This window comes from Enterobacter cloacae complex sp. I3 (genome assembly GCF_014896175.1).
GTDB lineage: Bacteria > Pseudomonadota > Gammaproteobacteria > Enterobacterales > Enterobacteriaceae > Enterobacter > Enterobacter bugandensis.
In genome coordinates this window covers 1-13,750 of sequence record NZ_JADBQZ010000013.1, presented here as the reverse complement: position 1 = coordinate 13,750, position 13,750 = coordinate 1, and the positions used below count along the sequence as shown (strand labels likewise).

General features: G+C 54.1%; 15 protein-coding genes. 14 read left to right on the top strand and 1 reads right to left on the bottom strand.

Going from position 1 to position 13,750, the window contains the following annotated elements; genetic code table 11:
- The first annotated feature begins 68 nt into the window (after window positions 1–68).
- From IM271_RS11735 to IM271_RS11670, 14 genes are all read left to right on the top strand, one after another.
- Complete coding sequence (locus IM271_RS11735; protein ID WP_193052633.1) at window positions 69–1,043, top strand: MDR family oxidoreductase; 975 nt, start codon at window positions 69–71, stop codon at window positions 1,041–1,043.
- A gap of 77 nt (window positions 1,044–1,120) precedes the next feature.
- A complete protein-coding gene (gene msrP / locus IM271_RS11730; protein ID WP_193052632.1) occupies window positions 1,121–2,122 on the top strand; it encodes a protein-methionine-sulfoxide reductase catalytic subunit MsrP in 1,002 nt (333 codons plus the stop codon).
- Window positions 2,123–2,722 carry a protein-methionine-sulfoxide reductase heme-binding subunit MsrQ gene (gene msrQ / locus IM271_RS11725; RefSeq protein ID WP_028014609.1) on the top strand — a complete coding sequence of 200 codons (600 nt, stop codon included), beginning with the start codon at window positions 2,123–2,125 and terminating at the stop codon, window positions 2,720–2,722. It abuts the gene before it with no gap.
- Window positions 2,723–2,956: 234 nt separating this feature from the next.
- Entirely contained in the window at window positions 2,957–3,409 is a 453-nt protein-coding gene (aroQ, locus tag IM271_RS11720) for a type II 3-dehydroquinate dehydratase (RefSeq protein WP_028014610.1), read from the top strand.
- A gap of 21 nt (window positions 3,410–3,430) precedes the next feature.
- The gene (gene accB / locus IM271_RS11715; RefSeq protein WP_008502856.1) at window positions 3,431–3,895 is read left to right on the top strand and encodes an acetyl-CoA carboxylase biotin carboxyl carrier protein; all 465 of its coding nucleotides are present in this window, start codon (window positions 3,431–3,433) and stop codon (window positions 3,893–3,895) included.
- Window positions 3,896–3,905: 10 nt separating this feature from the next.
- The gene (gene accC, locus IM271_RS11710; protein ID WP_193052631.1) at window positions 3,906–5,255 is read left to right on the top strand and encodes an acetyl-CoA carboxylase biotin carboxylase subunit; all 1,350 of its coding nucleotides are present in this window, start codon (window positions 3,906–3,908) and stop codon (window positions 5,253–5,255) included.
- A 109-nt stretch (window positions 5,256–5,364) separates the two neighbouring features.
- Window positions 5,365–5,607, top strand: a complete 243-nt coding sequence (locus IM271_RS11705; protein WP_028014611.1) for a YhdT family protein — start codon at window positions 5,365–5,367, stop codon at window positions 5,605–5,607.
- Complete coding sequence (panF, locus tag IM271_RS11700; RefSeq protein WP_193052661.1) at window positions 5,597–7,048, top strand: sodium/pantothenate symporter; 1,452 nt, start codon at window positions 5,597–5,599, stop codon at window positions 7,046–7,048. The genes IM271_RS11705 and panF overlap by 11 nt, the downstream gene beginning before the upstream one ends.
- 11 nt (window positions 7,049–7,059) lie before the next feature.
- Window positions 7,060–7,941, top strand: coding sequence for a 50S ribosomal protein L11 methyltransferase (prmA, locus tag IM271_RS11695; protein ID WP_028014613.1), 882 nt, complete (start codon window positions 7,060–7,062; stop codon window positions 7,939–7,941).
- Between the two features lie 137 nt (window positions 7,942–8,078).
- Window positions 8,079–8,819, top strand: a complete 741-nt coding sequence (locus IM271_RS11690) for a carbonic anhydrase (RefSeq protein ID WP_047367030.1) — start codon at window positions 8,079–8,081, stop codon at window positions 8,817–8,819.
- A gap of 330 nt (window positions 8,820–9,149) precedes the next feature.
- Complete coding sequence (gene dusB / locus IM271_RS11685) at window positions 9,150–10,115, top strand: tRNA dihydrouridine synthase DusB (protein WP_193052630.1); 966 nt, start codon at window positions 9,150–9,152, stop codon at window positions 10,113–10,115.
- Window positions 10,116–10,138: 23 nt separating this feature from the next.
- A complete protein-coding gene (fis, locus tag IM271_RS11680) occupies window positions 10,139–10,435 on the top strand; it encodes a DNA-binding transcriptional regulator Fis (protein WP_000462905.1) in 297 nt (98 codons plus the stop codon).
- A gap of 179 nt (window positions 10,436–10,614) precedes the next feature.
- Window positions 10,615–10,779, top strand: a complete 165-nt coding sequence (locus IM271_RS11675) for a DUF2556 family protein (RefSeq protein WP_014885446.1) — start codon at window positions 10,615–10,617, stop codon at window positions 10,777–10,779.
- Window positions 10,780–10,917: 138 nt separating this feature from the next.
- Entirely contained in the window at window positions 10,918–12,999 is a 2,082-nt protein-coding gene (locus IM271_RS11670; protein ID WP_193052629.1) for a bifunctional diguanylate cyclase/phosphodiesterase, read from the top strand.
- Here IM271_RS11670 and envR read toward each other — a convergent pair.
- Window positions 12,915–13,631 (bottom strand): acrEF/envCD operon transcriptional regulator, encoded by a 717-nt coding sequence (gene envR / locus IM271_RS11665; protein ID WP_047367028.1) that lies wholly within the window; start codon window positions 13,629–13,631, stop codon window positions 12,915–12,917. The genes IM271_RS11670 and envR overlap by 85 nt on opposite strands.
- Window positions 13,632–13,750 lie beyond the last annotated feature (119 nt).

The window sequence follows — 13,750 nt, the reverse complement described above, 5'->3', positions numbered from 1 at the left end:
TGCTTTACCCTGAGCGAGTATAGTCTTCAGGAACTCTTTTCCAATCATCTGAGCCGTGAGGACCCCGTATGCAGGCTTTAATCTTAGAACAGCAGGACGGCAAAACGCTTGCCTCAGTACAGGCCGTAGAAGAGACTCGCCTGCCGGAAGGCGACGTCACCGTCGACATCAACTGGTCCAGTTTAAATTATAAAGATGCGCTGGCGATCACCGGCAAGGGTAAAATCATCCGAAATTTCCCTATGGTGCCGGGTATTGATTTTGCTGGCCGGGTTCATAGCAGCGAAGATCCCCGTTTTCATGCGGGCCAGCATGTGCTGCTCACCGGCTGGGGCGTGGGCGAAAATCACTGGGGCGGGCTGGCAACGCAGGCGCGCGTGAAGGGCGACTGGCTGGTGCCTATGCCGAAAGGCATAGATGGCCGCAAAGCGATGATCGTTGGTACCGCAGGCTTTACCGCCATGCTGTGCGTGATGGCGCTGGAAGAGGCGGGTGTTCGCCCCGAGTCGGGTGAAATTGTTGTGACCGGGGCCAGCGGTGGCGTGGGCAGCACGGCGGTCACGCTGCTGCACAAGCTGGGTTATCAGGTTGCGGCGGTTTCCGGCCGTGAAAGCACGCACGATTATCTGCGCCAGCTCGGCGCCAGCCGCATTCTTGGCCGCGATGAGTTTGCCGAGACCCGCCCGCTGGAAAAACAGGTCTGGGCAGGTGCGGTGGATACCGTCGGTGATAAGGTGCTGGCAAAAGTCCTGGCGCAGATGAACTACGGCGGCTGCGTGGCAGCCTGCGGCCTGGCGGGCGGATTTGCCCTGCCAACGACCGTCATGCCATTTATTCTGCGTAACGTCCGCCTGCAGGGCGTGGATTCCGTGATGACGCCTGCGGCTCGCCGTGCAGAGGCATGGGAGCGTCTGGTGCGCGATTTGCCGGAATCGTTCTATACCCAGAGCGCTACCGAAATTACGCTCAGCCAGGCACCTGAATATGCCAGTAAAATCATGGATAACCAGTTCCACGGCCGCGCGCTGGTGAAAATCGCCTAATCTTCAAATTTTCGTGACATATTCGCGCTAACGCTTCTCCTCCGTCATGCTTAGAAAAACGCATGACGGAGGATGCCATGAAAAACCGAAAACTGACGGAAGCCGACGTAACGTCTGAGTCTGTCTTTATGTTACAGCGCCGCCAGATCCTGAAAATGCTTGGCATCAGCGCCACGGCACTGACGCTCTCTCCAGCGGCACACGCCGACCTGCTCGACTGGTTTAAAGGCAACGATCGCCCTAAGGCGCCTTCCGGTGCCCCGCTTACCTTTACCAAACCCGCCGAATGGCAAAACACGCTGGCGCTCACGCCGGAAGATAAAGTCACCGGCTACAACAACTTCTACGAATTTGGTCTGGATAAAGCCGATCCTGCCGCCAATGCCGGCAGCATGAAAACCGATCCGTGGACGCTGAAAATCGACGGTGAAGTGGCAAAACCTCTGACGCTGGACCATCACGATCTGACCACCCGCTTCCCGCTTGAGGAGCGTATCTATCGCATGCGCTGCGTAGAGGCCTGGTCGATGGTGGTGCCCTGGGTAGGCTTCCCGCTGCATAAGCTGCTGACGATGGTTGAACCCACCAGCAACGCAAAATACGTCGCCTTCCAGACGCGCTACGCCCCGGACGAGATGCCGGGCCAGAAAGACCGGTTCATCGGCGGCGGGCTGGAGTATCCATACGTTGAAGGGTTACGTCTTGACGAAGCCATGCATCCCCTTACCCTCCTGACCGTCGGCGTTTACGGCAAGGCGCTTCCGCCGCAGAACGGTGCCCCCATCCGTTTAACCGTGCCGTGGAAATACGGTTTCAAAGGGATTAAATCGATCGTCAGCATTAAGTTGACCCGCGAACGTCCGCCGACGACATGGAACCTGGCGGCGCCGGGTGAATACGGCTTCTTCGCCAACGTGAACCCGCATGTGGATCATCCCCGCTGGTCGCAGGCGACGGAACGCTTTATTGGCTCCGGCGGCGCGCTGGACGTGAAGCGCCAGCCCACGCTGCTGTTTAACGGGTATGCGGATGAAGTGGCGTCCCTTTACCGTGGCCTCAATTTACGGGAGAACTTCTGAGTGCGTTTAACGGCAAAGCAGATTACCTGGCTGAAAGTGCTGCTGCATTTAGCCGGGATACTTCCTTTTATCTGGCTGTTCTGGGCGGCCAGCCAGGGCCTCTTTAGCGCCGATCCGGCAAAGGATATCCAGCATTTTACCGGTCGGATGGCTCTGAAATTTTTACTGGCCACCTTGCTCGTCTCGCCGCTGGCGCGCTACGCTAAACAGCCATTATTGATACGCACCCGTCGGCTTTTGGGGCTATGGTGTTTTGCCTGGGCGACCCTGCACCTCACCAGTTACGCCCTGCTGGAACTGGGAATTAACAATCTGACACTGCTTGGCCGCGAGCTGGTAACACGCCCTTACCTGATGCTGGGCATTGTTAGCTGGCTGATCCTGCTGGCGTTAGCGCTGACATCCACGCAATATGCGCAGCGAAAGCTGGGCCGTCGCTGGCAGTTGCTGCACAACTTCGTCTATCTTGTCGCGATCCTCGCCCCCATTCATTATCTGTGGTCGGTGAAGATCCTCTCTCCGCAGCCGGTCCTTTACGCGCTGGCAGCCGTGGCGCTTTTAGCATGGCGTTACAAGAAGTTCCGCCAGTGGTTGCGATAGTTCGCGAAACTGTGCGTTTTCCCGCAGATTACCTCTCAACCGCAAATCTTTTTTGGATTGCGGTTGATAATCTTCCCTGATAAGACCAGTATTTAGCTGCCAAATGCTACGAAATCGTTATAATGTGCGACCTTGGTTCGCCTGACAGCGGTTTTGGGCCTCTGAAAAGGTGACATTTGCGCTTCGACGGTATATTTTGTTTTTTACCCGAAAATCGCAGGAGATAGCGGCATAATGACTGATAAGTTCCACATCTTAGTTTTAAACGGACCGAACCTGAACATGCTCGGCACCCGTGAGCCAGAGAAGTACGGCACGCTGACATTGAGCGAAATTGTTAACCGTCTGAGCACGGAAGCAGCCTCGCTGAATGTGGATTTGGATCATTTTCAGTCAAACGCGGAGTACGCAATCATCGACCGTATTCATCAGGCTAAAGACACTGTGGACTATATCCTGATCAATCCGGCCGCGTTTACGCACACCAGTGTTGCTATCCGCGACGCACTGCTCGCGGTGAGTATCCCGTTTATCGAGATCCACCTGAGTAACGTGCACGCCCGAGAGCCGTTCCGCCACCATTCGTATCTGTCGGATATCGCTGCTGGCGTTATCTGCGGACTGGGCGCAGACGGCTATTCATACGCTTTACAGACAGCGGTAAAACGCTTGTCACAATCACACTAAACAAGAGTACGGAACCCACTCATGGATATTCGTAAGATTAAAAAACTGATCGAGCTGGTTGAAGAATCAGGCATCTCCGAACTGGAAATTTCTGAAGGCGAAGAGTCTGTACGCATCAGCCGTGCAGCCCCAGCCGCTAGCTTCCCGGTAATGCAGCAAGCTTACGCTGCGCCAGTGCAGCAGCCTGCGCTTTCCGCAGCCGTTGCGCCAGCAGCAGCTGAAGCCGCACCTGCCGCTGCAGCAGAAATCAGTGGTCACATCGTACGTTCCCCAATGGTTGGTACTTTCTACCGCACCCCGAGCCCGGACGCGAAGGCGTTCATCGAAGTGGGTCAGAAAGTCAACGTAGGCGATACCCTGTGCATCGTTGAAGCGATGAAAATGATGAACCAGATCGAAGCTGACAAGTCAGGTACTGTGAAAGCGATTCTGGTCGAAAGTGGTCAGCCGGTTGAATTTGACGAGCCGCTGGTCGTCATCGAGTAACGAGGCGAACATGCTGGATAAAATTGTTATCGCCAACCGTGGCGAGATTGCACTGCGTATTCTTCGTGCCTGTAAAGAACTGGGCATCAAGACCGTGGCCGTGCACTCAAGCGCGGATCGCGATTTAAAACACGTATTGCTGGCGGATGAGACGGTCTGTATTGGCCCGGCTCCGTCCGTAAAAAGCTATCTGAACATCCCGGCTATCATCAGCGCCGCTGAAATCACCGGCGCGGTGGCAATTCATCCGGGTTACGGCTTCCTCTCTGAGAACGCCAACTTTGCTGAGCAGGTTGAACGCTCTGGCTTTATCTTCATCGGTCCGAAAGCCGACACCATTCGCCTGATGGGCGACAAAGTGTCTGCAATCACCGCAATGAAAAAAGCCGGTGTTCCAACCGTGCCAGGCTCTGACGGCCCTCTGACCGACGACATGGATGCTAACCGTGCTCATGCTAAACGCATTGGCTACCCGGTTATCATCAAAGCGTCCGGCGGCGGCGGCGGTCGCGGTATGCGCGTTGTGCGCAGCGATGCTGAACTGGCGCAGTCCATCTCCATGACCAAAGCGGAAGCGAAAGCGGCTTTCAGCAATGACATGGTGTACATGGAAAAATACCTGGAAAACCCACGCCACATCGAAATTCAGGTGCTGGCTGACGGTCAGGGTAACGCGATCTATCTGGCAGAACGTGACTGCTCCATGCAGCGTCGTCACCAGAAAGTGGTCGAAGAAGCGCCAGCGCCGGGCATTACCCCGGAACTGCGTCGCTACATCGGCGAGCGTTGCGCCAAAGCGTGCGTCGATATCGGCTATCGCGGGGCGGGTACCTTTGAGTTCCTGTTCGAAAACGGCGAGTTCTACTTCATTGAAATGAACACCCGTATTCAGGTTGAACACCCGGTTACCGAAATGATCACCGGCGTTGACCTGATCAAAGAGCAGCTGCGTATCGCAGCCGGTCAGCCTCTGTCCATCAAGCAGGAAGAAGTAGTGGTGAAAGGCCATGCGGTAGAGTGCCGTATCAACGCCGAAGACCCGAACACCTTCCTGCCAAGCCCGGGTAAAATCACGCGTTTCCACGCGCCGGGTGGTTTTGGCGTGCGCTGGGAGTCTCATATCTACGCCGGTTACACCGTACCGCCGTACTATGACTCAATGATCGGTAAGCTCATCTGCTACGGCGAAAACCGTGACGTGGCGATTGCCCGCATGAAGAACGCCCTGCAGGAGCTGATCATCGACGGTATTAAAACCAACGTTGATCTGCAGATGCGTATCATGAGCGACGAGCACTTCCAGAATGGTGGAACCAATATCCACTACCTGGAGAAAAAACTCGGCCCGAACGAGAAGTAAGAGAGCTGTGTTGCTAAAAGGCCGGATTATCCGGCCTTTTTTTATTTCTGGGGATCGCAAAGCCCCATCATGTACAATCCCCGCTTTCTGCATCCACAAGGGACAAAAAATGGACAAACGTTTTGTTCAGGCCCATAAAGAAGCGCGCTGGGCGCTGTGGCTGACCCTTCTCTATCTTGCTGCATGGTTAGTAACTGCTTACTTACCTGACTCCGTTATTGGCATCACCGGCCTGCCGCACTGGTTCGAAATGGCCTGCCTGCTGGTACCGCTGGTGTTTATCCTGCTGTGCTGGGCAATGGTGAAATTTATCTACCGGGATATTCCGCTGGAGGACGATGATGCAGCTTGAAGTCATTCTGCCGCTTGTCGCATACCTGCTGGTCGTGTTTGGTTTATCCATTTACGCCATGCGCAAAAGAACGACCGGTGCTTTTCTTAACGAGTATTTCCTCGGCAGCCGTTCGATGGGCGGCGTTGTGCTGGCAATGACGCTGACCGCGACCTATATCAGCGCCAGCTCGTTTATTGGCGGCCCCGGTGCGGCCTACAAGTATGGGTTAGGCTGGGTTTTGCTGGCGATGATCCAGCTGCCTGCCGTCTGGCTCTCCCTCGGTATTCTTGGTAAGAAATTTGCCATTCTGGCGCGCCGCTATAATGCCGTCACGCTCAACGACATGCTGTTTGCCCGTTACCAGAGCCGCTTACTGGTGTGGCTGGCGAGCTTAAGCTTGCTGGTGGCCTTTATTGGCGCGATGACGGTACAGTTTATCGGCGGGGCACGCCTGCTGGAAACGGCGGCCGGGATCCCTTACGAGACAGGCCTGCTTATCTTCGGGGTAAGCATCGCGCTCTATACCGCGTTTGGCGGGTTCCGCGCCAGCGTGCTGAACGATACGCTGCAGGGAATGGTCATGCTCATCGGTACGATTGTTCTGCTGGTGGGGATTGTTCATGCCGCGGGTGGACTCACTCATGCGGTGGAAACCCTGGAAGCGATTGACCCGAAACTGATTTCACCGCAGGGCGCGGATGATATCCTCTCGCCGACCTTTATGACCTCGTTCTGGGTGTTAGTTTGCTTCGGGGTGATTGGTCTGCCGCATACCGCCGTGCGCTGTATCTCCTATAAAGACAGTAAAGCTGTTCACAAGGGCATCATCATCGGGACGATTGTGGTCGCGGTCCTGATGTTTGGTATGCACCTGGCAGGTGCGTTAGGGCGCGCGGTGATCCCCGACCTTACCGTGCCGGATCTGGTGATCCCGACGCTGATGGTTAAAGTGCTGCCGCCCTTCGCCGCCGGAATTTTCCTCGCAGCGCCAATGGCCGCCATTATGTCGACCATTAACGCCCAGTTACTGCAAAGTTCCGCTACGATCATTAAAGATCTCTATCTGAACCTGCGCCCTGAGCAGGTTGAAAATGAACGTCGCCTGAAGCGGATGTCTGCCGTCATTACGCTGGTGTTAGGAGCTTTGCTGATGTTAGCTGCATGGCGTCCGCCGGAGATGATTATCTGGCTGAACCTGCTTGCGTTTGGCGGTCTTGAAGCCGTTTTCCTGTGGCCGCTGGTATTAGGTCTTTACTGGGAACGCGCGAACGCTGCAGGCGCGCTGAGCGGGATGATTGTTGGCGGTGTGCTGTATGCCATCCTTGCGACATTTAAGATTCAGTACCTGGGCTTCCATCCGATTGTGCCTTCGTTACTGCTAAGTTTACTGGCGTTTGTGGTGGGGAACCGTTTCGGTCAGCCCGCCCCACAACCCGCTATGATTTCTACTGATAAATAAAGAGTTTTGCCATGCCGTGGATCCAACTAAAACTGAACACAACCGGCGCGAACGCCGAAGAGCTAAGCGATGCGCTGATGGAAGCCGGCTCTGTCTCCATCACCTTTCAGGACACGCACGACACGCCGGTCTTTGAACCGCTGCCGGGCGAAACGCGCCTGTGGGGTGATACCGACGTGATCGGCCTGTTCGATGCCGAAACCGACATGAAAGAGGTGGTGGCGATTCTGGAAAACCATCCGCTGCTGGGCGCAGGCTTCGCGCATAAAATCGAACAGCTGGAAGACAAAGACTGGGAACGCGAGTGGATGGACAATTTCCATCCGATGCAGTTCGGCAAACGTCTGTGGATCTGCCCAAGCTGGCGCGAGGTTCCCGATGAAAACGCGGTGAACGTGATGCTTGATCCAGGCCTGGCGTTTGGCACCGGCACCCATCCAACCACGTCTCTGTGCCTGCAGTGGCTGGATGGTCTGGATCTTGAAGGTAAGACGGTGATCGACTTCGGCTGCGGTTCCGGGATCCTCGCGATTGCCGCCCTGAAACTGGGCGCGGCGAAAGCCATCGGGATCGATATCGATCCGCAGGCCATTCAGGCCAGCCGCGATAATGCCGAGCGTAACGGCGTGTCCGATCGTCTGGAGCTCTACCTGCCGGAAGCGCAACCAGAAGCCATGAAAGCCGATGTGGTGGTCGCAAACATTCTCGCGGGCCCACTGCGTGAACTGGCGCCATTAATCAGCGTGCTGCCGGTTGAGGGTGGCCTGCTGGGACTTTCCGGCATTCTGGCAAGCCAGGCGGAGAGCGTTTGCGAAGCCTACGCCGATCTCTTTGCGCTCGACCCGGTTGTAGAGAAAGAAGAGTGGTGCCGCATTACCGGTCGTAAAAAATAAGCATTTGGCGTGGTCCTCTGACCACGCCTTTTCTCCTCAATATTCCTCCCGCCCCTGGCCTGCCTCCAGTAAAATAACCACACAAATCATAATGATAAATTTTGATTTGGATAATAAAAATTCACGGGAAAAATATTATGAAACACGTTTATAGCAAGGCAGCGCTGTTAGCGCTGAGCATGATCTCGGCTTCAGCATGCGCATCACACTGGAGCTACAAAGGAGAAAGTTCACCGGAGCACTGGGGTGAACTGGATGAAGCGTACAAGACCTGTAACAGTGGAATGAACCAGTCTCCCATTGATATTGATTCAACCGCTAACGCCCATCTCTCCCCGCTGCAAACGCACTACGTTGACGGCCCTGTGACGCTGACAAACAATGGCCATACTATTCAGGCAAGCGAGCAGGCCGACACTCGCGACACTATCACGCTGGATAAGCAAACCTGGACATTACAGCAGTTCCACTTCCACGCGCCGAGCGAAAACACCGTGCACGGCAAGCATTACGCGATGGAAATGCACCTTGTGCATAAAAATGCGAAGGGGGAACTGGCGGTGGTCGCGGTCATGTTCGACAAAGGGGCAGAGAACCGTGAACTTGATAAACTGTGGGACGTTATGCCTCAGCAGGCTGAGCTGAACGTCTCCATCAAGCAGGAGCTCAACCTGAATAAGCTGCTGCCGGAAGATAAAACGTACTGGCGCTTTAGCGGCTCGCTGACAACGCCACCGTGTTCAGAAGGCGTCACCTGGATCGTGCTTAAGCATCCTCTGACGGTCTCCGCCGGGCAGCTCGAGAAATTCACCCACACAATGCATCACGATAATAACCGGCCGGTACAGTCCCTCCACGGTCGTATTATCCTCGAATAACGTCTATTTTTTGCCCAGAGATCATGTTCTAAAATGCGACGCAGATCGCAAAGAAGTGGGGAAATCTGCTGTTAAAAACAGCAGATTATCCCGCTCATCTGTCGCATTTATTCAGAAATGATGAGAAGTTACGGGAAATTGTAAGCGCACATAAAATAGCCATCAGCGCATAACTCAATGATTTCAATAATGAATAATTTTAAACGAAAAGATTGCGCGGCGATTCCTTGATCTACAACAGTGGATTGTTCAAAGTTTGGCCTTTCATCTCGTGCAAAAAATGCGTAATATACGCCGCCTTGCAGTCACAGTATGGTCATTTCTTAACTCATGCGCATCGGACACCACCAGCTTAGAAATCGCCTGATCGCAGCCCCAATGGCAGGTATTACCGACCGGCCGTTCAGGACGCTGTGCTATGAGATGGGAGCCGGTTTAACCGTATCCGAGATGATGTCGTCTAACCCGCAGGTTTGGGAAAGCGATAAATCCCGCCTTCGGATGGTGCACATTGATGAACCAGGTATTCGCACCGTGCAAATTGCCGGAAGCGTGCCTGAAGAGATGGCAGATGCCGCGCGTATTAACGTGGAAAGTGGTGCCCAGATGATTGATATCAATATGGGTTGCCCGGCCAAAAAGGTGAATCGCAAGCTTGCAGGTTCAGCCCTTCTGCAATACCCCGACCAGGTGAAAGCTATCCTGACGGCGGTTGTCAGCGCAGTGGACGTTCCTGTTACGTTGAAGATTCGCACGGGTTGGTCGCCGGAACACCGTAACTGTGTAGAGATTGCCCAACTGGCCGAAGATTGTGGTATTCAGGCCCTGACCATCCACGGACGCACTCGCGCCTGTTTGTTCAATGGTGAAGCTGAATACGACAGCATTCGGGCAGTTAAGCAGAAGGTTTCCATTCCGATTATCGCGAATGGCGACATAACTGACCCGCTTAAAGCCAGGGCTGTACTCGACTATACGGGAGCTGATGCTCTGATGATAGGACGTGCAGCTCAGGGAAGACCCTGGATCTTCCGGGAAATCCAGCATTATCTGGACACTGGGGAGCTGCTTGCCCCACTGCCTCTGGCAGAGGTAAAGCGCTTGCTTTGTTCGCATGTTCGGGAACTGCATGACCACTACGGTCAGGCAAAAGGGTACCGAATTGCGCGTAAACACGTCTCCTGGTATCTCCAGGAGCACGCTCCAGATGACCAGTTTCGGCGCACATTCAACGCCATTGAGGATGCCAGCGAACAGCTGGAGGCGTTGGAGGCATACTTCGAAAATCTTGCGTAATGAAATAAAGAGCTGACAGAACTATGTTCGAACAACGCGTAAATTCTGACGTACTGACCGTTTCTACCGTTAACTCTCAGGATCAGGTAACTCAAAAGCCCCTGCGTGACTCGGTTAAACAGGCACTGAAGAACTATTTTGCTCAACTGAATGGTCAGGATGTTAATGACCTGTATGAGCTGGTACTGGCTGAAGTTGAACAGCCACTGTTGGACATGGTGATGCAATACACCCGCGGTAACCAGACCCGCGCTGCGCTGATGATGGGTATCAACCGTGGTACTCTGCGTAAGAAACTGAAAAAATATGGCATGAACTGATACTAATCAGTCAAATGCTTGTTTAAAAAGGCGCTACCTGGCATGGGGATGCGCCTTTTTTATTGTCTTATTCTTTCACCGTCAACGCTTTGTAAACCTTTGCTTATCCCGCTTTTAAACCGCTTCTTTTCGTGTATATTTCCACCACTTCAGTGGCTCTCTTCTCGCGGAATGACACAATGATTCGTAAATACTGGTGGCTGGTCGTCTTTGCAATCTCCGTTTTCCTTTTCGATGCCCTCCTGATGCAGTGGATTGAACTGATGAGCACCGAAACCGACAAGTGCCGCAATATGAACTCCGTCAATCCGCTGAAATTAGTGAACTGTTCAGAACTCGATTAACACCCTGCCGTCACCAACCTCCCCGTATTACCCACTAAAAACGGGGATTTAAATCCCTTTGAGCCGTTACCTGACGGTGATAATGTCTCGCCCTTCTCAACCTCTCCTGCGTAACGTCATACTCGAGTAGAACCGACCATGCTGGTTAGCCAATATAACCCTATCCTAGTAGCCCTCTCCTTTGCTGTTGCTATCCTTGCTGCTTACACCGCGCTGAATATGGCTGCACGCGTCGCCGGGAGTCAGGGTGTCGCAGCGCGCGTCTGGCTGGCGGGAGGCGGTGTTGCGATGGGCATTGGCGTATGGGCAATGCACTTTATCGGCATGCTGGCGATGGATCTCTCCATGAGCATGAGCTACAACGCGACCCTGACGATTTTATCTATGGTCATCGCCGTGGGGTCGTCACTGTTTGCGCTATGGCTCGTCAGCTGTGAACAGCTGCGCATGCGCCGCCTGCTCCCCGGCGCTCTGGTGATGGGAATCGGTATTGTTGCCATGCATTACACCGGTATGGCGGCGCTGGAGGTGAGGCCGGGGATCGTTTGGGACACGCTGTGGGTGGCCATTTCGGTCGTGATTGCGCTTGCCGCTTCGCTTGCAGCATTGTGGCTGACCTTCCGCCTGCGTCACGAAGCCGCTCAGGTGGTGCTGATGCGCCTGGGTGCCGCCATCACGATGGGAATTGCTATCGCCGGTATGCACTACGCCGGGATGAAGGCCGCGCAGTTTCCATTGTCCACCATGGTTCACCATCAGGGTATTAACGGCAGCTGGCTGGCCGTGCTGGTCAGCGTCGTCGCGCTCTCTATTCTTGGGATCACCCTGCTGGTGTCGATGCTGGATGCCCGCCTGCAGGCACGAACCGCCCTTCTGGCCTCGTCGCTGGCAGAAGCGAACCGGGAACTTGCGCAGCTGGCGCTGCACGATACGCTGACGCGTCTGCCCAACCGTATCCTGCTGGAGGACCGGCTCGATCAGGCCATCAGCAAAGCTGACCGTGAAGGTACCCATTTCGCCCTGATGTTCATGGATCTCGACGGTTTTAAAGCCATCAATGACGCCTACGGCCATGATGTCGGTGACAGGCTGCTGGTCGCCGTTACGCAGCGTCTGCTGCATCTCCTGAAGGGCCAGTTTACCCTTGCACGCATTGGCGGCGATGAGTTTGTTCTGCTGGCTGAGGGAGAAGGTCCGGACGATGCGGCCTCGCTGGCAAATTCGCTGGTGCGGGCGATCGATAGCCCGTTCACTCTCGACCCCTACGAACTGGTGGTAACGCTTAGCATTGGTATCGCCCTGTACCCTCACGACGGCAAAACCGAACGTGAGCTGATGTTTAACGCCGACGCGGCGATGTATCACACCAAGCATATGGGCCGAAACGGCTATCACTTTTTCCAGCCCTCCATGAACACTCTGGCGCAGACCCATCTTCAGTTAATGAACGATCTGTGGATGGCCGTCGATCGTAATGAACTGCGCCTGCTTTATCAGCCAAAGTTTCACGCGCCCGCGGGCCCTCTCCTCGGGTTTGAAGCGCTGCTGCGCTGGCAGCATCCGAAGCAGGGTTTACTGACGCCGGATCTTTTCCTGCCGCTGGCGGAAAAAACCGGGCTTATCATCCCTATTGGTAACTGGGTGCTCAACGAAGCCTGTCGCCAGCTGAGAGAATGGCATCTGCAGGGGCATCGAAACTGGTCAATGGCAGTAAACCTGTCGACGCTACAGTTCGAACAGCCCTCGCTGGTTAAAACAGTGCTCGACTGCCTGGAGCGTCATCACGTCCCGCCGGAAATGTTGATCCTGGAAGTCACGGAAACTACGGCGATGAGCAACCCCGATGAGAGCGTGCGGGTGCTGACAGAGCTGACGGATGCTGGGGTGAAAGCCTCGATTGATGATTTTGGGACCGGATATTCGAGCCTGCTGTATCTCAAGCGTTTACCGGCCTGTGAACTGAAGATAGACAGAGCGTTTGTGAAAGAGTTAAGCGGTGAAAGCGAGGATGCCACCATTGTCTCTGCGATTGTGGCCCTCGCGAAAACGCTCAACCTGAAAGTCGTGGCCGAAGGTGTGGAAACCGAAGCGCAGCAAGCCTTTTTGACGGAGCTGGGCTGTAATACCTTACAGGGTTATCTGTTAGGTAAACCCGCCAGCGCGCAGACCATCGAGGCGCTTTGTGCACGGGGTGAAATGTTGCCAGACGCTGAGCCGTAATCATTATGAGGCGACACGCGCAAGAGAGGGAGTGTCGCCAGAATACTGTCGACCAGGGCTGGCGCCTGCTGATAAAGATTAAAACTGTCGGTATTCATTAACCAGTTTTTAATGATGCCGCTAAAAAAACCGTGGAATACGATCATGGTCAGCTCAACGTTCACCTGCGACGAAATGATGTTTCGAGAAATACATTTTTCCAGCGTAACGCGCAAAGAATCATAATTGAACCCAATACGTTTCCGAATTTCATCCTCTGAAATCATATCGCTAGTAAATTCACATTTATGATACAAAATTTGTAATAGCGCACATTGACGGGGTTCGCGTGCGATATACTGAAGCGCAGTAATGAATTGCTCACGAAGTATTAACAACGGATCATCATTTTCGGAGAGAGAAAGCCTGTCGCGAATGATTTCACGTAGCGGTAATTGCTGTTCCCAGATGGCATTAAATATCTCTGCTTTACTGGTAAAGTGCCAGTAGATAGCACCACGCGTAACCTTTGCGGCATCGGCGATATCCGTCAGCGTCGTGCTGGCCACACCTCGCGTCGCAAACTGCCCGATAGCCGCCTCAATCAACTGCTGTCGGGTTTGTTGAGCCTCTTCTTTCTTTTTACGCGCCATTGACAGCTACTCTTTACTCGCAGGGTATATACATAACATCAGGTTCGGATGGCTGGAAGTATTCACTAAAAGCCGTTTTAATTTTGCACAAAAAAAGTCAATTCACTTAATCTATAAAC

Excerpts from the sequence above, each read along its gene's own strand:
- IM271_RS11735 (WP_193052633.1), top strand. The coding sequence starts at position 69 with ATGCAGGCTTTAATCTTAGAACAGCAGGACGGCAAAACGCTTGCCTCA.
- msrP (WP_193052632.1), top strand. The coding sequence starts at position 1,121 with ATGAAAAACCGAAAACTGACGGAAGCCGACGTAACGTCTGAGTCTGTC.
- aroQ (WP_028014610.1), top strand. The coding sequence starts at position 2,957 with ATGACTGATAAGTTCCACATCTTAGTTTTAAACGGACCGAACCTGAAC.
- accB (WP_008502856.1), top strand. The coding sequence starts at position 3,431 with ATGGATATTCGTAAGATTAAAAAACTGATCGAGCTGGTTGAAGAATCA.
- accC (WP_193052631.1), top strand. The coding sequence starts at position 3,906 with ATGCTGGATAAAATTGTTATCGCCAACCGTGGCGAGATTGCACTGCGT.
- IM271_RS11705 (WP_028014611.1), top strand. The coding sequence starts at position 5,365 with ATGGACAAACGTTTTGTTCAGGCCCATAAAGAAGCGCGCTGGGCGCTG.
- panF (WP_193052661.1), top strand. The coding sequence starts at position 5,597 with ATGCAGCTTGAAGTCATTCTGCCGCTTGTCGCATACCTGCTGGTCGTG.
- prmA (WP_028014613.1), top strand. The coding sequence starts at position 7,060 with ATGCCGTGGATCCAACTAAAACTGAACACAACCGGCGCGAACGCCGAA.
- IM271_RS11690 (WP_047367030.1), top strand. The coding sequence starts at position 8,079 with ATGAAACACGTTTATAGCAAGGCAGCGCTGTTAGCGCTGAGCATGATC.
- dusB (WP_193052630.1), top strand. The coding sequence starts at position 9,150 with ATGCGCATCGGACACCACCAGCTTAGAAATCGCCTGATCGCAGCCCCA.
- fis (WP_000462905.1), top strand. The coding sequence starts at position 10,139 with ATGTTCGAACAACGCGTAAATTCTGACGTACTGACCGTTTCTACCGTT.
- IM271_RS11675 (WP_014885446.1), top strand. The coding sequence starts at position 10,615 with ATGATTCGTAAATACTGGTGGCTGGTCGTCTTTGCAATCTCCGTTTTC.
- IM271_RS11670 (WP_193052629.1), top strand. The coding sequence starts at position 10,918 with ATGCTGGTTAGCCAATATAACCCTATCCTAGTAGCCCTCTCCTTTGCT.
- envR (WP_047367028.1), bottom strand. The coding sequence starts at position 13,631 with ATGGCGCGTAAAAAGAAAGAAGAGGCTCAACAAACCCGACAGCAGTTG.